This is a genomic window from Massilia sp. UYP11 (genome assembly GCF_050434805.1).
Classification (GTDB): Bacteria; Pseudomonadota; Gammaproteobacteria; order Burkholderiales; family Burkholderiaceae_D; genus Telluria.
This window is the reverse complement of record NZ_JBNDJE010000002.1, coordinates 58,648-77,211: the sequence shown is the minus strand read 5'-3', so window position 1 is coordinate 77,211 and position 18,564 is coordinate 58,648. Positions and strand designations below refer to the sequence as shown.

The 18,564-nt window shown below is 66.3% G+C and carries 16 protein-coding genes; 9 read left to right on the top strand and 7 right to left on the bottom strand.

Features of this window, described 5'->3' with window-relative positions:
• Nucleotides 1–34: 34 nt before the first annotated feature.
• The 3 genes from ABIB38_RS03845 to ABIB38_RS03835 all read left to right on the top strand — a co-directional run bounded on the left by ABIB38_RS03845 (nt 35) and on the right by ABIB38_RS03835 (nt 3,233).
• Nucleotides 35–355, top strand: coding sequence for a hypothetical protein (locus tag ABIB38_RS03845; RefSeq protein ID WP_429201896.1), 321 nt, complete (start codon nt 35–37; stop codon nt 353–355).
• A 195-nt stretch (nt 356–550) separates the two neighbouring features.
• Entirely contained in the window at nt 551–2,218 is a 1,668-nt protein-coding gene (locus ABIB38_RS03840) for an N-6 DNA methylase (protein WP_429201895.1), read from the top strand.
• Complete coding sequence (locus ABIB38_RS03835) at nt 2,208–3,233, top strand: hypothetical protein (RefSeq protein WP_429201893.1); 1,026 nt, start codon at nt 2,208–2,210, stop codon at nt 3,231–3,233. The genes ABIB38_RS03840 and ABIB38_RS03835 overlap by 11 nt, the downstream gene beginning before the upstream one ends.
• A gap of 76 nt (nt 3,234–3,309) precedes the next feature.
• Here ABIB38_RS03835 and ABIB38_RS03830 read toward each other — a convergent pair whose 3' ends face one another.
• The 4 genes from ABIB38_RS03830 to nadB form a co-directional block, all read right to left on the bottom strand.
• Complete coding sequence (locus ABIB38_RS03830) at nt 3,310–4,344, bottom strand: alpha/beta fold hydrolase (protein WP_429201892.1); 1,035 nt, start codon at nt 4,342–4,344, stop codon at nt 3,310–3,312.
• Nucleotides 4,341–5,234, bottom strand: coding sequence for an NAD-dependent protein deacetylase (locus tag ABIB38_RS03825; RefSeq protein ID WP_429201890.1), 894 nt, complete (start codon nt 5,232–5,234; stop codon nt 4,341–4,343). The genes ABIB38_RS03830 and ABIB38_RS03825 overlap by 4 nt, the downstream gene beginning before the upstream one ends.
• Nucleotides 5,235–5,324: 90 nt before the next feature.
• Nucleotides 5,325–6,230, bottom strand: a complete 906-nt coding sequence (locus tag ABIB38_RS03820) for a DMT family transporter (protein WP_429201888.1) — start codon at nt 6,228–6,230, stop codon at nt 5,325–5,327.
• Between the two features lie 3 nt (nt 6,231–6,233).
• The gene (gene nadB / locus ABIB38_RS03815; protein WP_429201886.1) at nt 6,234–7,862 is read right to left on the bottom strand and encodes an L-aspartate oxidase; all 1,629 of its coding nucleotides are present in this window, start codon (nt 7,860–7,862) and stop codon (nt 6,234–6,236) included.
• Between the two features lie 149 nt (nt 7,863–8,011).
• Between nadB and ABIB38_RS03810 the strand changes: the two genes are divergently transcribed.
• Together ABIB38_RS03810 and pnuC are read left to right on the top strand one after the other, a co-directional pair.
• A complete protein-coding gene (locus ABIB38_RS03810; protein ID WP_429201884.1) occupies nt 8,012–8,506 on the top strand; it encodes a pyridoxamine 5'-phosphate oxidase family protein in 495 nt (164 codons plus the stop codon).
• A gap of 61 nt (nt 8,507–8,567) precedes the next feature.
• A complete protein-coding gene (gene pnuC / locus ABIB38_RS03805; RefSeq protein WP_429202823.1) occupies nt 8,568–9,152 on the top strand; it encodes a nicotinamide riboside transporter PnuC in 585 nt (194 codons plus the stop codon).
• On the opposite strand, the gene ABIB38_RS03800 is transcribed toward pnuC, so the two are convergent.
• Entirely contained in the window at nt 9,153–9,551 is a 399-nt protein-coding gene (locus ABIB38_RS03800) for a hypothetical protein (protein WP_429201882.1), read from the bottom strand.
• Between the two features lie 195 nt (nt 9,552–9,746).
• Between ABIB38_RS03800 and ABIB38_RS03795 the strand changes: the two genes are divergently transcribed.
• Together ABIB38_RS03795 and ABIB38_RS03790 are read left to right on the top strand one after the other, a co-directional pair.
• Nucleotides 9,747–10,082 (top strand): four-helix bundle copper-binding protein, encoded by a 336-nt coding sequence (locus tag ABIB38_RS03795; protein ID WP_429201881.1) that lies wholly within the window; start codon nt 9,747–9,749, stop codon nt 10,080–10,082.
• Nucleotides 10,083–10,178: 96 nt separating this feature from the next.
• Entirely contained in the window at nt 10,179–11,342 is a 1,164-nt protein-coding gene (locus ABIB38_RS03790; protein ID WP_429201879.1) for a tyrosine-type recombinase/integrase, read from the top strand.
• A gap of 3 nt (nt 11,343–11,345) precedes the next feature.
• Here the strand turns inward: ABIB38_RS03790 and ABIB38_RS03785 are convergent, their stop codons facing one another.
• Entirely contained in the window at nt 11,346–11,624 is a 279-nt protein-coding gene (locus ABIB38_RS03785) for a hypothetical protein (RefSeq protein ID WP_429201877.1), read from the bottom strand.
• A 302-nt stretch (nt 11,625–11,926) separates the two neighbouring features.
• Here ABIB38_RS03785 and ABIB38_RS03780 point away from each other — a divergent pair, with 302 nt between their 5' ends.
• Both ABIB38_RS03780 and ABIB38_RS03775 read left to right on the top strand, forming a co-directional pair.
• Nucleotides 11,927–14,155, top strand: coding sequence for a sensor histidine kinase (locus ABIB38_RS03780; protein WP_429201876.1), 2,229 nt, complete (start codon nt 11,927–11,929; stop codon nt 14,153–14,155).
• A 79-nt stretch (nt 14,156–14,234) separates the two neighbouring features.
• On the top strand, nt 14,235–16,730 hold the full coding sequence (locus ABIB38_RS03775) for a two-component system response regulator (RefSeq protein ID WP_429201874.1): 2,496 nt from the start codon (nt 14,235–14,237) through the stop codon (nt 16,728–16,730).
• 81 nt (nt 16,731–16,811) lie between these two features.
• Here the strand turns inward: ABIB38_RS03775 and ABIB38_RS03770 are convergent, their stop codons facing one another.
• Nucleotides 16,812–18,521, bottom strand: coding sequence for a putative bifunctional diguanylate cyclase/phosphodiesterase (locus ABIB38_RS03770; RefSeq protein WP_429201873.1), 1,710 nt, complete (start codon nt 18,519–18,521; stop codon nt 16,812–16,814).
• Nucleotides 18,522–18,564 lie beyond the last annotated feature (43 nt).

Sequence of the window (18,564 nt, the reverse complement as noted above, 5' to 3'; positions counted from 1 at the left end):
CACTGGACCGAACAATTATTTTTACAGGATCTTCATGACGACTTCCGACAAGTTGAAACGTTCGCTCGGCTTTCGCCTGTTCTGGCTCGGCTTCGGCCTGCTGCTGGGCGTGCCCCAGCTCCTCGACGGCATCATGTATGGCATGAAGGGCGAACTGTTCTTCGGTATCGGCATGCTGCTGGTCGGCATCCGCGGCTTCCTGCGCCCGGTGGTGCTGGGCCGCGCGATGGCGCTCAAGCGCGATGACGCGGCGGCCGAATCATCGATCGGCTCGACCGGCCTGCATGGCCTGCTGTCGATTGGGATGGCGGCGAGCTTGATCGCCGGCCTGGCGATCAAGCTGGGGAATAGCTGACATCCACTATCCTATGAAGTTGTGATATTGCCCGCGGAATCGCCAAAGCAACTGAACTTTGGTACCGGAACTCTGCCGCTGAGTGCGCTATACAATTGGATCGCCAAGCCATAAACTGACTTCAAGTTCACACATCAGAAGGACCGGGCAGAGACAACGAATCTCGTTCGGCGAAGCTGTTTCTCAGGATAGCAAGTGACCGTAGCAAGCTTAATTGACCCGGACGACACGCCCGCTCTACGCAAGGAGCGTGGCGCATTCTTTACGCCCAAAAATATTACCGAATTTATAGCTAACTGGGCCATACGCGCATCGTGTGATATGGTTCTGGAGCCAGCTGCGGGTGATGCGGCGTTCCTGATCGCCGCAGTAAATCGTCTGCGCGACTTATCCGAGGATCGTAAGACGCGACCTACGGTAGACGGTGTCGAGATTCATGCTCACAGCATGGAGATTGCTCGCCAGCGAGTGCAAGACGCTGGCGGTCAGGCACGAATGTGTCACAGCGATTTTTTCGCGATCGAGCCAAGGCCAATCTATGATACTGTCATTGGCAATCCTCCGTATATCCGCTATCAGGACTTCTCCGGTGAATCCCGCGCACGATCGCGTGAGGCAGCACTCCGAGGGGGCGTGTCGTTAACCGGTCTTGCATCCAGTTGGGCAGCGTTTACAGTTCACTCTGCAATGTTCTTGAAGCAAGGCGGTCGATTAGCACTTGTTTTACCTGCAGAATTACTCTCGGTGAACTATGCAGCCCCGGTTCGTCGTTTTCTTTTCGCTCGCTTCCGAGAAGTGCAACTTGTACTCTTTGACGAACAGGTCTTTTCTGAGGCAGAGGCAGACGTTGTGCTATTGCTAGCGGACGGTTACCTAGATGGTCCAGCAGATCACGCCACAATTCGGCAGGCAAAGAATGCCGACAAGCTCGCATCCTTAGACGTCGGTCTAACTTGGAAGCCTGCGGATCCGGCGGATAAATGGACGAGCAGCCTCGTCGATCCGAGGGCTGTTAAGTCGCTAGATAAGCTTCTGAGTAAGGAACTTTTCACCGAACTAGAAACGTGGGGAGATACCACTCTCGGAATCGTCACTGGCAACAATAAATATTTTACGCTTTCGCCTCAACGAGTTAAAGAACTTGGACTAAAACCTAAAGAATTGCTGCATCTCTCTCCGCCTGGAAGCTCTCATTTACGGGGACTGACGCTTTCGAAGGCAGCGCTCTCAAAATTGGGGAAAGAGGGCCAAGCCGTCTATTTGTTTTACCCGAGCGATCCGCCCTCGCTCAATGCAGCTGCATATATCGACGATGGGCATCGCACGGGAGTTGATACAGCGTACAAGTGTCGAATCCGCAAAAGCTGGTTTCGAGTGCCGATTGTCCCGCCTGCTGATCTGCTGTTGACTTGTATGAATGCAGACACTCCGCGGCTTACTGCAAATGAGGCTGGTGCACATCACCTCAACTCAGTCCACGGAGTCTATCTTGATACGAAATACCGTGAAATTGGGCGGGATCTTTTACCTCTTGCAAGCGTCAACTCAGTGACGCTTCTACACGCGGAGATGGTGGGCCGGGCTTATGGCGGAGGAATTCTAAAAATCGAACCTAAGGAGGCAGACGTATGGGCAATGCCCTCGCCAGCTTTAATCTCGGGAAGCGCCAATTCGCTCCTTTCTGTCAAGGAAGAGGTCACCGCATTGCTGAATTACGGTAAACTGATGGAGGCTGTGACTGTCGTAGATAGGATTATTCTTACAGAATTCAGTGGCCTTTCAACGGCAACTATCAAGTGTATTCGGCAAGCCCGGCAGGACCTTGCCATGCGCCGTACTATGAGGGGGGCAAGTGGCCGCTAAACTACCAACTACAAAAGCTAAGGCTTGGGTACTATTTGACCAGATTGTCGACCACGCAGCACCGAATGGCGAACATAGTAACCCATGGTTTAAAGCGGCAGATGGCCAGCTTTTTTTTGAGCCCGACTACCAGACTCTGGAAAAACTACTTGGAGTACCTCTCTATTTGAGAGCAGAAACTCAGTCGGGTGTTCCAGCCCTTGCACTCGATGTATGGTTGAGCTATGAGTTACGGCGGGCAGGATTTGATTCGGATCAAATTTGGCCACGACCTCTACCCCCGCGAATTTTACCGGGGCCAGTAGCGGCGCTGATGAAATCCAAAGACAAAGCTGTTCGTGCGGCGGTAATGAATTACGTGAACAGCAAGCCATCAATTCCTGGTGTTACTTCGTCGAGTGCATCTATCCTTGGCAAGAACTATCTTAAACAAGTTGATGTCACCATGACAGACTGGGCTACAGGACCAGAGCTGTTAATCTCGACCAAGCGGATGGATTCGTCCTATGGAAAAAATGCCCCTAATCGTGTGGAAGAGTCTTACGGTGATGCAAAAAACCTGCGCCTGAGACATCCGTTGGCTGCCCTCGGCTTTGTATTCGGTCTCCGGTCGGATATTCTCCAAAAAGAGTATAATGTAGCCGAATGGTTATTTGATTTGCTAGCCAAACTAGGTCTCGAAGACGATGCATATCACGCAACGTGCCTTGTTTTGATGGAATATGCAGATAATGTCGCTATAGCGAACCCAGGAGAAGAAATCCCTGCTAAAGGCGTGCCGGAGCCCGGTGGAGATGCAGATCAGGAAGAAGAGGTTCCCGAACCCATACCTGATTCAACACTTGATCGTCAGATCGATCAGCTTCCTACAGTGACAGTGCTTCGGGAGCAGACTCCAGCAGTGCTCGGACCTGGTCGCTTCCTTGCTGCGATGACTTCGCGCGTTCTAGCGGCCACCCCCGTAAATATGCATCAGGAGGCCCGTCGACGACGTTCCTCTCCCACGCTCGTTTAGCTGCAACTCAAAACGTTACTGGATTTCCTTCGCTAGCCAGTTATAGCTATTTTCGGCAATCTATTGTGTGGTGAATTCAAACGCCGCTTTCGCCGGCTGCCGCGGCCGCATTCTCGCGTGCGGTAGGCAGGTGCGCCGGCACGCCGGCTTGGGATGCGATCGCGTCGATCGCGGCCAGCACCTTGCCCGGTTCGGCGTAGTGCAGCATATGGCCCACCCCGGGCGTCAGCGCCAGTTCGCTGTGGCGCAGCGCGGCGTGCAGACGCTCGGCGTTGCGGGCGCAATCGCAGACGCCGTCCTGGGTGCCGGACAGGATCTGCACCGGCACCTTCAGCCGTCCATACCGGCGCGCCAGCGACATGGCGGCCGGCACCAGCAGGCTCGCATCGGCGGCGTTTGCCCGCAGCTGGGCGGGCCGCAACACCATCCACGGCGACATGGCGCGAAAGCGCTCCGAGACCGGCAGCGGCGCGAACGCGCAGCCCGCGGCGGCCGGCCAGATCAGCCTTCCGGCCAGCGGCGCCACCGTGTAGCGCAGCGCATCGCCCACCAGCGGCAGGGCCGGCGGCGCGCCCACCATCACGTCCATCCGCAGGCTCGGGTAATAGTAGCCCGACACCAGCACCAGTCCCCGCACGAAGTCCGGCACCTGCAGTCCCATGCAGAGTGCCACCAGCGTGCCCCAGGAATGGCCGGCGACGATGGCGCTGTCCACGCCCAGTTCCTGCAGGGCGTGGTGCAGCAGGTGCGCCTGCCGGTCGGGCGTCCAGACCGTGGTGCGCGGCCGCTCGCTGTAGCCAAAGCCGGGGCGGTCGAAGGCGATCACCCGGTAATGCTCGGCGGCGGCGTCCAGCAGGCCGCTACGCTCCCAGTCGGTGGCGTCGACGCCATTGCCGTGCAAAAGCACGAGCACCGGCCCCGTTCCGCGTTCCAGGTAATGCAGGCGCACGCCGTCGACCGTGATGAAGCGGCCGGCGGGAGGATGCGCCTGCTCGGCGCGCCGGGTTTTGGCGCGCACGAACAGCCACGAGGCCAGTAGGCCAATGCCGGCCAGCGCCGCTCCGGTCGACAAACGGCGGCCGGAGTTTGCGCCGTGAAGTTGCGATTTCACATGGTCCCCCTATGGTCGATGGGGTCGGATGGCGGCGCCGGCCGGTCGGCGTCCAGCAGTCGCGCCACCTGCGGCAGGATCTGTTCGGCCGAGGCTTCGAGCTTGAGCGCCAGCATGTCGTCGGCGCGGGTGCGGCCGAGGTTGATGGCGGCGATCGGCTTGCCGGCCGCCTGCGCCAGCCGGCAAAAACGAAAACCGGAATACACCATCAGCGACGAGCCGACCACCAGCAACGCGTCGGCCGCCTCCATCTGGGCCAGGGCGCAGGCAGTGCGGCTGGGCGGCACGTTATCGCCGAAGAAGACGACGTCGGGCATCAGCACCCCGCCGCAATGGACGCAGGCGGGAATGGCGACGCCGGTGACGGCGTCGGGATCGAGCGCGGCGTCGCCGTCGGGCAGGGGCGTGGCCATCGCCTGCAGCAGGGACGGGTTGGCGAATTCGAGCTGGGTCTGCACGAAAGCGCGCGGGAAGCGCGCATGGCAGGCGAGGCAGGTCACGTGGTGGATATTGCCGTGCAATTCGAGCAGCGCGTGGCTGCCGGCCTGCTGGTGCAGGCCGTCGACGTTCTGGGTCAGGATGAAACCGAGCTTGCCGGCCGCCTCGAGGGCGGCCAGCGCCCGGTGCCCGTCATTGGGCCTGGCGCGCGCCAGCAGCGGCCAGCCGACCATGCTGCGCGCCCAGTAGCGGCGCTGGATCGCCACGTCGCGCCGGAATTCCGGCCCCTGGATCGGCAGGCGGCCGCGGCGCACGCCGTCGCGGTCGCGGTAATCGGGAATGCCGGAGGCGGTCGACAGCCCGGCGCCGGTCAGGACCAGGGTGCGCGGGCGCCTTGCCAGGAACGTGGCCAACGCCTCGACGCCGTCGTGAATGCTGAGCCCTTCCGCCATGCCGTTTCTTCCTCCGATACCGCCCCCCATGCATGGGATCGTACCATCAGCGATCGGGACGCCCACACACGATTCCGACCGTCAGGCCGCTCATCTTGCCGAGACCGCGATCCCGCCGACGATCATGCCGAACGCCACCACGTGATACAGGTGCGGCGCCTCGCCCAGGAACGCCGACGAGAACAGCGCGGTAAACAGCGGCGTCAGGTTGATGAAGAAGGCGCCCAGGCTCGGCCCGGCGCGCTGCACGCCGGCGCCCCAGCAGCGCATGGCGATGATGGCCGGGCCGATCGCCACGTACAGCAGGGCGGCGGCGAGCGGCCAGCTCCAGGCGATGTGCACGTCCCGGATCGCCCATTCGCCGCCGGCCAGCGCGCCCGACCACAGCACGCCGAACCCGACCTGGGCCAGCAGGAAGGCGGCCCAGTCCGCGCGCAGCGCCGGTACGTCCTTTTGCTGCATCAGGAGCCAGCTGTAGAAGGCCCAGGCGATGGTGGCCAGGATCATGTACACGTCGCCCGCCACCAGCCGCAGCGCCGCCAGCTCGGCCAGCGAGCCGCGGCACATCACGACCAGCACGCCGGCGATCGACAGCACCGCCCCCACGACCTGCTTGCGCTTGACCGGGACACCGAAGAACAGCCGCCCGACCAGCAGCATCCACACCGGCACGCCGGAGGCGACCAGGGTCACGTTGATCGGGGACGAGCTTTGCAGCGCCAGGTATTGCAGCGAGTTGTAGAGGCCGACGCCCAGCAGGCCGAGCATGCTGTAGCGCTTCCAGTTGGCCAGCACGCCGCTGCCGTCGCGCAGGGCGGCGCGCCCCAGCGGGAGCAGGATGGCGAGCGCGATCGACCAGCGGATCAGGTTGAGCGTCATCGGTGGCACCGCGTCGCGCACGAGACGTCCGACGATGGCGTTGCCGGCCCACAGCAGCGGCGGGACGGTCAGGAGCAGGGCGGTGGCCGGGGTCAGCCGATAGCCGGGCGTCGCCATCGGTCAGTGGCGGCGCGGCGTCAGGACGCTGGGCAGCGCCTTCGGCAGCGTGTCGGGGAAGTCGCGCGAATAATGCAGGCCGCGGCTTTCGTGGCGCGACAGCGCGCTCTTGACGATCAGGTGCGCCACCTCGACCAGGTTGCGCAGCTCGAGCAAGTCGGGCGTGATGCGGAAGTTGCGGTAGTACTCGTCGATCTCTTCCTTGAGCAGCTTGATGCGGTGCTGCGCGCGCTCGAGGCGCTTGGTGGTGCGCACGATGCCGACGTAATTCCACATGAAGCGGCGCAGCTCGTCCCAGTTGTGGGCGATGACGACTTCTTCGTCGGCATTCGTGACGCGGCTTTCGTCCCAGGCCGGCAGCGCCGGCTGCGGTGCCGGGCCGCTCGCCGCGATGTGCTCGGCGCAGGCGCGGCCCACCACCACGCATTCCAGCAGCGAATTGCTGGCCAGGCGGTTGGCGCCGTGCAGGCCCGTGCAGGCGGTCTCGCCCACCGCATACAGGCCGGGAATGTCGGTGCGCCCGGCCAGGTCGGTGACCACGCCGCCGCAGGTAAAGTGCACGGCCGGCACCACGGGAATCGGCTCGCGCGTGATGTCGATGCCCAGTTCCAGGCAGCGCGCATGAATAGTGGGGAAGTGTTCCTTCAGGAAGTCCGGGTCCTGGTGGCTGATGTCCAGGTCCATGTGGTCCAGCCCGCGCTTTTTCATCTCGAAGTCGATGGCGCGCGCGACCACGTCGCGCGGCGCCAGTTCGCCGCGCTCGTCGTGGGCCGGCATGAAGCGGGCCCCGGCAAGCTGCCCGGCTTCGCGCGGGAGCTTGAGCAATCCGCCTTCGCCGCGGATCGCCTCGGTGATCAGGAACGATTTGGCATAAGGGTGGTAGAGGCAGGTCGGGTGGAACTGGATGAACTCCATGTTCGACACCCGGCAGCCGGCGCGCCAGGCCATGGCGATGCCGTCGCCGGTGGCGGTGTCGGGATTGGTGGTGTACAGGTAGACCTTGCCGGCGCCGCCGGTGGCCAGCACCGTGTGCCCGGCCTCGAAGGTCAGCACCTGGCCGCTCGCGATGTCCTGCACATACAGGCCATGGCAGCGCGGCTGCCCGACCAGCGCCGGCGCGCCCGCATGGACGGCGTCGGCGCCCAGCTTGTCCGACGTAATGACGTCGATCGCCACGTGCTGCTCGAACAGCGCGATGTTCGGGTGCGCGCGCACCTTCTGTTCCAGGGTCGCCTGCACCGCATGGCCGGTGGCGTCGGCGGCGTGGATGATGCGGCGCTGGCTGTGGCCGCCTTCGCGGGTCAGGTGGAAACCCAGTTCGGCCGTGGCGTCGCGGGTGAACGGCACGCCCTGGTCGATCAGCCATTCGATGGCGGCGCGGCCATGCTCGACGATGTAGCGGGTGGCGCCCTCGTCGCACAGGCCGGCGCCCGCGACCAGGGTGTCGTCGATGTGCTGGTCGTGGCTGTCGCCCGAATCGAGCACGGCGGCGATCCCGCCCTGGGCCCAGCTGCTGGCGCCATCGAGCAGCGCGCGCTTCGAAATGATGGCCACCTTGCGGGTCTGCGCCAGGTGCAGCGCAACGGACAGGCCGGCCAGGCCGCTGCCGACGATCGCGACGTCAAATTTCATGGCAATGTCATATTTGTACAGAGGCATCACTATAAGCCATTTGCGGGTGGACGTCAGGCTTCCCGAAGGCCGCCACCGTACGGCTGCGCACCGAACGACGCGGCGCGGCCGTCTAGGATGGGGCTTTACCTCATCATCAAGGACCCACCATGACCGCAGACCGCCACCACGCAGCCGCGCTCGCCGACCGGATCGGCTCGCTGCGCTTCGCCATGTTCACCTTTCGCGACAGCTACGACCACCTGGTGAGCCAGCCGATGACCAAACAGGACGTCGACGCCGAAGGCGGACTCTGGTTCTTCGTGAACTCGACCACCGAGCTGTGGGACAGCATCGCGCACCAGCCCGAGGTCAACGTCAGCTTCGCCGACAACGAGAACAGCACCTATGTCTCGGTCAGCGGCCGCGCCGAGCGGGTGGTCGACCGCGCACAAGTCCAGGCCCGCTGGAATCCGATGGTCCAGGCCTGGTTCCCGGCCGGCCCGGAAGACCAGCACGCGGTGCTGGTGCGGGTCGACCCGCACGCCGCCGAATACTGGGATTCGAACGACAGCAAGATGGTGCGCCTGTTCGCCATGGCCAAGGCGGCCGTGACCGGCACCCAGCCGGACCTGGACGGGCAGCACGGCACCATCAAACTGTAATTCTTGCAATAGGGCACGTACGTGCCTTACAGTAGCGCTCCCGCATTCTGGAGCGCACATGATGACCAGCCCGCTCGAACTGGCGGCCAATGCCTTCACGGCCGCCGCCATCCTGCTGGCCGGCCGCAACAACGTCCATACCTGGTGGACCGGCATCGTCGGCTGCACGCTGTTCGGCGTGCTGTTCGCGCAGAACCGGCTCTACGCCGACGTCGTGCTGCAGGTATTTTTCGTCGGCACCGGCGTGCTGGGCTGGCGGCGCTGGGTGCGCGGCAGTGACGGGACACCGCTGCCGATCACCCACGCCGGCTGGCGCAGCCTGGCATGGATGATTCCGGCGGGAATCGCCGCCACTGCCGCCTATGGCGCCTTGCTGCATTTCCATACGAACGCCTACGCGCCATTCACCGATTCGGCGGTGCTGGTGTTCAGCGTCATCGCCCAGCTCCTCATGATGCAGCGGCGCATCGAGAGCTGGCCGGTCTGGCTGCTGGTCAATACCATCGCCGTGCCGCTGTACTTCAGCCGCGGACTGCACCTCACGGCCTTTCTCTACCTGTGCTTCTGGGTCAATGCGATCGTGTCCTGGGTCTGGTGGACCAGGCTGGCCCGGCGCCAGGCGGGCGCCGGGCCAGCGCGCACCTGATCAGGGCTGGACCGGCGGCAGGTCCCGGGCGTCCTGGTTGCCGCCCGTCTCGGGTGTTCCCAGCCCGGTTTCCCGCGGCCCCGCCTGGCCGGCGCGGGTGTCCTGGGCGCCGGGATTGGCATGGGTCATGGTCGCGTCCACGGACTCGGTGCGCGGCGCGGCGTCGAGCGTCTCGACACTGGTGGCGGCCGTGTCCGGTACGGCGCCTTCGGTACCGTCCGGCGCGTTGACGTAGGGACCGGACTGGTTGCGGGTAAGGCCCGGGCCGCCGTTGCCGCCGGTTTCGGCCTGGCTCTCGTGGCTGGGGCTCGCCCCTTGCTGGCCGCTCGTCTGGCCGCCGACGCCGACCGTCACGGTGTCGTCGTTGCCGGACGTGGTCGATGGTGGGGACTGCATCATCTGTGCCTCCTGTCGTGTGAGTGGATAACGCCATTCTGGCGCGGCGCGCCGGGCGCGGGTATCGGCGCGGGCGGCGGCGTGGTGTAGGAGAGCGGCGCATGTGTTAGCGATGAGCGTGCCTGGAGGTAACGTGCGCGCGCGCATGACGGTGGATGCTAGGGTATCTGCAATCGCAATAAGTGCATGGAGACCCGCATGGAACACCCCGAATATGCAAGCTGCATCGCTGCCTGCAATGCCTGCGCCGACGCCTGCGACCGCTGCGCCGCCGCCTGCCTGGGCGAGGACGACGTCCGCATGATGGCGCGCTGCATCGCCCTCGACATCGATTGCGCCCAGTTGTGCCGCCTGGCCGCGGCGGTCATGGCGCGCGGTGGCGAGATCGCCGCCGCGCTGTGTGGCGTCTGCGCCGAGGCCTGCGACCGCTGCGCCGCGGAATGCGGCAGCCACCCGATGGACCATTGCCAGGCCTGCGCGGCCGCCTGCCGCGCGTGCGCCGATGCATGCCGGCGCATGGTCGCCGCCGCATGACCGCCGCCGCATGATGCGGCTTTGCGCGATATCGCTTCCTGAGGCGGGAGACGTGGTGCTATACTGTATATCTATACAGTCATTTATCGCGCCACCATGCCTGCCTTCCTGCCGATCGACCTCGACCCACTGCCCGCGGAACATCCGGACCGGGCGGCGGCGAGTCGCCCGGAGTCCGGGATCTTCGCCGGCGTGCACGACGAGCCGGTCACCTCGGCCCGCAACGACGCCGAACTGGCGCGCGAATACATCTCGCATGGCGAGCTCAGTCCCAAGTCGATCGCCAACCTGCAGAAAGAGCTGTACCGCTTCCTGACCTGGTGCCGCGAAGAAGCGCACAAGACTTTCCAGCAGCTGAACGTGGCCGACCTGAACGCCTACAAGGAATTCATCCGCAACCCGCCGCCCGAGTGGGTGTGCGCCACCAAGTGGCCGCGCAACGACCCGCGCTATCGCCCGTTCTCGGGCCCGCTGTCCGATACCAGCCGGCGCCAGTCGATGATCGCCATCAAGGGCTTGCTCGCATTCGCCGAGCATACCGGCTATCTGCGCCGCAACCCGGCGCGCCTGGTGCGCAATGTGCGAGCGCCCCATGCCGGCCGCATCACGCGCTACCTGACGCCGGCCGCGCTGGCCTATGCGCTGGCCGCGGCCGAGGCGCGCGACGCCGATTCCGAGGCCGCGGCGCGCCAGCGCGCCCGCGACCGCTTCCTGTTGATCGCCTTCGCCCAGACCGGCGCGCGCCTCAATGAAATCGTCGGCGCGCGCATGGGCGCGATCTACAGCGAGGGCGACGGCCGCTGGTGGCTGGACGTCCTGGGCAAAGGCAACAAGCCGCGCCGGCTGCCGGTGCCGCCGGCCACGCTGGCGGCCTTCCGCGACTACCGGCGCGCCTTCGGCCTGCTGGAACAGACCAGCCGCGGCGACCACATGCCGCTGGTGCTGTCGAGCCGCACGCGCGACCACGTGCGCGTGACCGACGAGGCGGCGTCCGAGGCGCTCAAGGCGATCTTCCAGCTGGCCGCCAGCGCGGCGGCGGCCCGGGGCGACGGCGACAGCGCGGCCATGCTGCGCCAGGCGTCGCCGCACTGGCTACGCCACAGCATGCTCACCAACCACGCCAACAGCGGGGTGCAGCTCAAGACCCTGCAAGATACCGCGGGCCACGCCAATATCGCCACCACCGCCGGCTACCTGCACAAGACCGACAAGGAGCGCCACGACGAGATCCTCGGCGCGGATGGCAAGGGCCTCCTGTAGCTGCTATACCGGGATCGACGAGGTGCCGCCGTCCGAGCTGCCGTAATTCTGCAACTCGTCGAGTGACAGACGGCGATCGTTCAGCGCCGTGACGATCGACCCCAGCTGTTCATCGTCGGGCTGGATGTAGATGATGCGTTGCTCGAGCAGGTTGTCCCAGTAGGGCGTGTAAGGCACGGCGGTTTCGGTCATCACTTGCGCCTTGAAGCTGCCATCCTGCAGCTCGCCGACCAGGGTGATGCGCGCGGTATCGGGGACGGTATTCTGGACCGTGATGTTCATGCTCTTCCTTTGAATGATCAGTTCGCGTGAGCCCATTGTCACGCAGCCAGGGATCGCGTGCAAACCGCGCGCTGCCTGCCGTGCGCACCCCTGGGTCTGGCAGGGGCGAACGGTCGATGCAATCGCATGCCATCGACATGATTATCCGCTTCATCGGAGCCGCTTGGGCAAGTACTCGACCAGATATCGGCGGTTGCCAGAACCACCGACACGCCCGGCCTGCTTGCGGGCGCACGCGCGCAGGCCTAGAGTAGGGGCCGATCCGGCCCGCCCCGCGGCCGGAGCCGACCGAGGTCATGCACATGGGCCTGTCGTTTCCCGCGCGCCGCGCGCCGACCATCCGCCAATGGCTGGCCTTGCTGCTGGCCGCCTTCATCGTGCCGACCACGATCGCGGTGGTTGCGCTGTTCTTGCATTCCTACGGGCGCGAGCGGGCCGGGATGGAACGCGCCTACCAGGACGTGTCGCGGGCGTTGATGCAGGCCATCGACCGCGAACTGAGCAGCGCGCAGGCCGCCCTCGAGGCGCTGGCCACCTCGCCCAGCCTGGATGCCCACGACCTGCGCGCCTTCCGTGTCCAGGCCATCGAGGTGCTGCACGCCCGTCCCGGCAACGTGCTGGTGGCCGTCGATCCCGGCCTGCAGCAGGTGATCAATACCGGCCTGCCGTTCGGCACGCCGCTGCCGCGGCACGGCAACGTGGGCCAGCTCTGGCAGGTGGTCCAGACTGGCCGGGCGCAGGTTTCCGACCTGTACGTGGGGCCGACCGTCCACCGCCTGCTGACCAGCGTCGACGTGCCGGTGGTGCGGGGCGGCCAGGTGCGCTACGTGCTGTCAATGCAGTACTTCGGCGAACGCCTGGGCGCCATCCTGGAGCGCCACCGGGCGCTGCCGGGGTCCACCGTGACGATCTACGACGGCCAGGCGCGCATCGTGTGGAGCAGCCGGGCCCGCCACGCCGAGGTCGGCCAGCGCGCCAGTCCCGCCCTGGCGGCCGGATTCGCGCTGGGGCGGGAAGGCACGGTCGAAGAGACCGGGCCGCATGACGCCGGCGTGGTGACCGTGTTCAGCCACTCGTCGCTATCGGGCTGGACGTTGGCGATCGCCCTCCAGCGCAGCGTGCTCAACGCCAACCTGTGGCGCACGCTGGAATGGTTCGTGGCAGCTGGCTGCGGCTTGCTGGCGCTGGGCGCCGTCCTGGTGGCGCTGATCGGCAAACGCATCGAGACCGCGCTGCGTGGGCTGGTCCGTCCCGCCATCGCGCTCGGCCATGGCGAACAGGTGGTGCTGCCGCCGTTGCCGCTGGACGAGGCGCAGGACGTCGGCCATGCCCTGGTCCAGACCGCGGCGCTGCTGCGCGAACGCACCGTCCAGCGCGACGAGGCCGAGCGCGCCGAACGGGTCCTGCGCGAAGCCAAGCGCGCGGTCGAGCGCAGCGAGGCCTTCCTGCTCGGGATCTTCGAAGAGACGCCGGACGGCATTCTCCTGGTCGACCCCGGCGGCCGGGTGACGCGCGCCAACGTCCAGGCCGAGCGCATGTTCGGCTACCCGAGCGGCGCGCTGCAAGGGCTGGCGCTGGACGTGCTGCTGGTGGGCAGCGGGGGGGCGCCGGTCCCGGTCTACGAGCGCATGCGCGCCGCCCCGGCCAGGAACGGCATGGCGGGCACCACCCACCTGCGCGGCCGGCGCCGGGACGGCGTGGCTTTCCCGGCCGACGCCATGGCCAACCCGCTGCCCGAGCGCGCGCTCCTGATCGTGACCGTGCGCGACGTCAGCGCCGGCTGGGCGCAGGAGGAAGCGCTGCGCCAGGCGCTGGAAGACAAGAACACCCTGCTCAAGGAACTGTACCACCGGGTCAAGAACAACCTGCAGCTCATCATCAGCCTGTTCAACCTGCAGGCACGCACCCTCAAGGGCGGGCGCGCCAAGCGGGCCCTGGTCGAGGCCGCCAACCGGGTGCGGGCCATGGCGCTGGTGCACGAGCGCCTGTACCAGGCGCGCACCCTGGGCACCATCTGCCTCGCCGCCTACGTGCGCGTGCTGTGTGACGAGCTGGCCAGCGCCTACGGAGCCGGCCGGCGCGGTATCTCCCTGGAGCTCGAGGTGGCGCCGGTCGAGGTCGGCCTGGACCTCGCGGTGCCGCTGGGCCTGCTGCTCAACGAGCTCGTCTCGAACAGCCTCAAGCACGCGTTCCCGGCCGGCCGGCGCGGCACCATCCGGGTGACGCTGGCGCCGGAGCCCGGGGAAGGCGCCGCCGCCGGCGAACAGCGGCTGCAGCTGACGGTCCACGACGACGGCATCGGCCTGCCGCCCGAGACCGATCGAACTTCGCCCCGGACGCTGGGTCTAAGGTTAGTCGCTGCCCTGAGCGAGCAATTGCACGCAAAGCTCGTGTTCGAGAACCGCAACGGCGCCTGCGTCAGGCTCATCTTCCATGTGCCGGTCGATGGCGATGGCAGGCGCGGCGCCGGCCACCCGGCGGCTGCCTCGTCCCGGCACGCGCCGGCCACCGAGCTGGCGGCGCGAGAGTGAGCTCCCGAGAATAAGCTCCAATTAACCAGTATCCATTAACGAGTTCCATCAACCAGCTCCCATCGACCCAGGAACCGCTATGCTGCAACCCCTTCCCGGCGCCGGGCAGGACGCACCGACCCTGCTGGTGGTCGAGGACGAAGCCGTGGTCGCCATGGACATCGCCGGCCAGTTGCGCGACATGGGGTACCGGGTCTGCGGCTGCGTCGACAACGGCCGCGACGCCATCGCGCGCGCGCGCGCCGACCGGCCCGACCTGGTGCTGATGGACGTGGTGCTCCGGGGCGACATGGATGGCATCGCGGCGGCCGCCACCATCAGCGCCGAGCTGCAGATCCCGGTCCTGTTCCTGACCGCCTACAGCGACGACCAGACCGTCGACCGCGCCGCCGCCGCCATGCCCTATGGTTACCTGACCAAGCCGTTCCAGGGGCGCGAGCTGCGCGCCGGGATCGCGGTCGCGCTGCGAAAGGCCGCGGTCGAGCGCGCGCTGCGCGACAATGAGCGCTGGCTCACTGCGGTGCTGCACGGGGTGTGCGACGCCGTGATCGCCACCGATGCCGACGGCCTGGTCGGCCTGGTCAACCCGGCCGCCCAAAGCTTGCTGGGCATGGAGGTCTTGCGCGGACGCAGCGCCGCCGAGGTCGTGCGCCTGGAAGACGATGCCGGCGGCCCGATCGGCCTGGTGCACCACGATTGCATCGCCCGCAGCGGGACGGCGACGCTGGTGACCGGCGCCGGCCAGCGCATCCCGGTCGATTATTCCGCGGGTGCGATCTGCGACGATCACGCCCGCCCGATGGGCACGGCGATCGTGCTGCACGACGAGCGCGAACGGGTGGCGGCCGAGCTGCGCCTGGCGCGCAGCGAGCAGCGCTTTCGCAGCGCCTTCGACAATGCCCCGTTGGGGGTGGCGCTGGTCGACCGCGACAACCGCTTCGTGCGCGTCAATCGCGCCATGTGCCGCCTGCTGCGCACGCCGGCCGAGGCGCTGGTGGGCGCCGCCCAGGACGCCTTCGGCGACAGCGGCGACAATGCGATCGAACGCGAGTACCAGCAAGACCTGCTGGCCGGACGCAGCGACGCGGTCCAGTACGAGCGCAGCTACCGGCCGAAGGATGGCCGCACGGTGTGGGCCCTGGTGTCGGCCACCTTGCTGCCGGTGAACCACGAACCGCAGCACTTCCTGATCCAGGTGAACGACGTCACCGAGCGCAAGCGCGCCGAGGACGAACTGGCCCACCTGGCCCAGCACGACGCCCTGACTGGCGTGGCCAACCGCGCCATGCTGGGCGAGCAGGTCGAGCGCGAGCTCGCCGTGGCGCGCCGCCGCGGCTCCCGGCTGGCGGTGGTCTTCATCGACCTGGACTACTTCAAGCACATCAACGACACTTATGGTCACGAGACCGGCGACCTGGTGCTCAAGGAACTGGCGACCCGCCTGGCCCGCAGCGTGCGCGCGATCGACATCGTCGGGCGCCTGGGCGGGGACGAGTTCGTGGTGGTGCTGTCCGAGGTGTCCGACGCCCACGACGTGATCACGCTGACCGACAAGCTGCGGCTCGAATGCGGCCGCCCGCTGCACTTCGATGGCCACGAGGTGCGCGTGGCGGTCAGCATGGGGGTGAGCCTGTTCCCCGACGACGCCCAGGACTTCCGCACGCTACTGCGCTTCGCCGACAGCGCCCTGTACCAGGCCAAGGGCGAGGGCCGCAACAACGTCCAGTTCTACCGCCCCGAACTCACGGTGCGCATGGAGATGCGGGTGCGGCTGGGCGCCGGCTTGCGCACCGCCCTCGAGCGCAACGAGCTCGAGATATTCTATCAGCCGATCGTGACGCTCAGCGACGGCCGCCCGGCCGCCACCGAGGCGCTGCTGCGCTGGCACCATCCCGAACTGGGCCTCCTGCTGCCCGACCTGTTCCTGCCGATGCTCGAGGAATCGTCGATGGGCGAGGAGATAGGCGCCTGGACCATCGGCGAGGCCTGCCGCCAGGCCGCGCGCTGGAACGCCGGCGGCGGGCCTGGCCTGCGCATGGGGGTGAACGTGACGGCGGCCCAGTTCAAGTCCGGCCGCCTGGTGCCGGCGGTAGAGGCGGCACTGCGCGCAACCGGCCTCGCGCCGGGGCACTTGTGCATCGAGATCACCGAGCAGACCCAGCTGGCCGATACCGAACAGACCCGCGCCGTGCTGGCCGCCCTGAAAGCCCTGGGGGTGCTGGTGGCGATCGACGATTTCGGCACCGGCTACTCGTCGCTGGGCTACATCAGCCGCCTGAAGCCCGACGAACTCAAGGTTGACAAATCGCTGGTGACCGATGTCGACAGCGACGCCGAGCGCGCCGGGCTGGTGGTGGCCGCGCTGGCCATGGCGCGCAGCCTGGGACTGCTGGTGGTGGCCGAAGGGGTCGAGACCGAGGCCGAGCAGGCTTTCCTGCGCGCCCACGGCTGCGACATGGCGCAGGGCTACCTGCACGCGCGGCCTGCGCCGGCGCCCGAATTCGAGGCTTGGCTGGCCAGCGCGGCCGGGCCGGGCGCCGGCCGGCGCGACGGGACGGCGGCGGCCCGGCACTGACGCCACTCGACCCGCGCACCGGCGCTCATCAACGATCGCGGCTTGACGGCGTCGTGGGCGCCTGGAAGTGGGTGTCTGGAACTATTGCCGCTGCAGTACGAATTGCGCAAAGGCGTCCGAGTCGAGCGGGCGGCTGAACAGATTGCCCTGAACCAGATCGCACCCAATCCCTTGCAGTTCCGCGAGCTGCGACTGGCTCTCCACACCCTCGGCAATCGTTTTCATACCCAGCGAGCGGGCCAGCGCGACAATGCCCCGGATGACCGCCGACGCCTTGTCCGAATCGAGCAGCGCGTGCACGAACGACTTGTCGAGCTTGAGCATGTCGATCGGCAATCGCACCAGGTAGCCGAGATTGGAGTAGCCGGAGCCGAAATCGTCGAGCGACGTCGAGATGCCCGCTTGCCTGAGCACCGCGAGCACCGCCATCGCCTTCTCGATATCGCCGACCAGCGAGTCTTCGGTCACTTCCACGTCCAGCATGGCGGGTGAGACGCCGTGCGCGGCCGCGCTATCGAGGATCTTGTCGACGAGGCCCACGGTCAGCAGTTGTCTCGGCGACAAGTTAAAGCTGATCCGCGCGATGGGCACCTCCATCTTCTTCCACTCCTCGATTTGCCGACAGACGGCGTCGAGCAGCCATCCCACCAGGACTCCCTCGTAGGGCGACTTCAGCAACACGTCCAGGAACACCTGCGGCCCCAGCAAGCCTCGCACCGGATGACGCCAGCGAAGCAGCGCCTCGGCGCCGATCGGCGCGGCGTCGGCGATGGCGATCTTGGGCTGGAAATGCAGCTGGAACTGGTTGGCGGCAAACGCCTCGGGCAAATCCATGCGCAGAGCGAGCCGTTCCCGCATTCCACGGTCGAGCGCCTCGTCGTAGACACGTACCTGGAACCGGCCGGACGACTTCGCTGCAAGCATGGCCGTGTCGGCCTCGCTCAGCAGCGTCCCGGCGGATTCCGACGCGTCGTTGAGCAAGGCAATGCCGACGCTGGCGGACAGGGAGATCGACCTTCCGCATGTCTCGAATGGCGGCGCCAGCTCACCGAGCACGGCGTGCGCGAGCGCCTCCGCCGCGTCTTGCGTGGTGTTGCGTAACAGGAGAACGAACTTGTCGCCCCCTACGCGCGCGGCGAACACGTCAGGATCGAGCAGCGCGCGCAGCCTGCTCGCGAAGTCGCGCAGCAATCCGTCGCCGGCGACGTGACCGCAGGCGTCGTTGACCTCCTTGAAATGGTCGAGATCGATGAACAGCACCGCCAGGGTGGGGCCCTGCGTGGCGCCGGCGGAACCAGCGTCGGCGATGGCGCGTGCCAGCACTTCCATGCACTCGCGCCGGTTGTACAATCCGGTCAGATAGTCGTGCCTGGCTTCAAATTCCAGTTCCGCAGCTTGCTCGTGTTCCTGCGTTACGTCGCGAAACAGCACCGTGATGCCGTCGTCGTGGGCAAATGAGCGCGCTTCGAACCAGGCGCCGAGCGCCGGGTAATAACCGGTGTACTGACCGGGCCGTCCCGTCGCCGCCGTTTGCCGGTAGATGTGTTGGTAGCCCGAGCCGACCAGGTCCGGAAAACACTCCCAGATGTCCCGTCCAAGCAGGTTCTCCCGCTTGCGCTGCAGGTATCGCTCAGCCGTGTGGTTAAGATAGGTAAAGCGCCACGATCTGTCGATGGACATGAATCCGTCGGTCAGGCTGTCGAGCATGTCGCCCAGATGGGCCGGGGCGGGCTGCCTGGCGCCGGCCCCAGGCACGCAGGATGGCGGAAGAGCATCAGTATAACGTTCCATCGTGTACCTTCCGCGCGGGTCGGTCATGCATGCGCCGCTTCCG

Coding starts and splice junctions, on each gene's coding strand:
- ABIB38_RS03770 (WP_429201873.1), bottom strand. CDS start 18,521: ATGGAACGTTATACTGATGCTCTTCCGCCATCCTGCGTGCCTGGGGCC.
- nadB (WP_429201886.1), bottom strand. CDS start 7,862: ATGAAATTTGACGTCGCGATCGTCGGCAGCGGCCTGGCCGGCCTGTCC.
- ABIB38_RS03820 (WP_429201888.1), bottom strand. CDS start 6,230: ATGGCGACGCCCGGCTATCGGCTGACCCCGGCCACCGCCCTGCTCCTG.
- pnuC (WP_429202823.1), top strand. CDS start 8,568: ATGACCAGCCCGCTCGAACTGGCGGCCAATGCCTTCACGGCCGCCGCC.
- ABIB38_RS03775 (WP_429201874.1), top strand. CDS start 14,235: ATGCTGCAACCCCTTCCCGGCGCCGGGCAGGACGCACCGACCCTGCTG.
- ABIB38_RS03825 (WP_429201890.1), bottom strand. CDS start 5,234: ATGGCGGAAGGGCTCAGCATTCACGACGGCGTCGAGGCGTTGGCCACG.
- ABIB38_RS03790 (WP_429201879.1), top strand. CDS start 10,179: ATGCCTGCCTTCCTGCCGATCGACCTCGACCCACTGCCCGCGGAACAT.
- ABIB38_RS03780 (WP_429201876.1), top strand. CDS start 11,927: ATGGGCCTGTCGTTTCCCGCGCGCCGCGCGCCGACCATCCGCCAATGG.
- ABIB38_RS03795 (WP_429201881.1), top strand. CDS start 9,747: ATGGAACACCCCGAATATGCAAGCTGCATCGCTGCCTGCAATGCCTGC.
- ABIB38_RS03810 (WP_429201884.1), top strand. CDS start 8,012: ATGACCGCAGACCGCCACCACGCAGCCGCGCTCGCCGACCGGATCGGC.
- ABIB38_RS03845 (WP_429201896.1), top strand. CDS start 35: ATGACGACTTCCGACAAGTTGAAACGTTCGCTCGGCTTTCGCCTGTTC.
- ABIB38_RS03785 (WP_429201877.1), bottom strand. CDS start 11,624: ATGAACATCACGGTCCAGAATACCGTCCCCGATACCGCGCGCATCACC.
- ABIB38_RS03800 (WP_429201882.1), bottom strand. CDS start 9,551: ATGATGCAGTCCCCACCATCGACCACGTCCGGCAACGACGACACCGTG.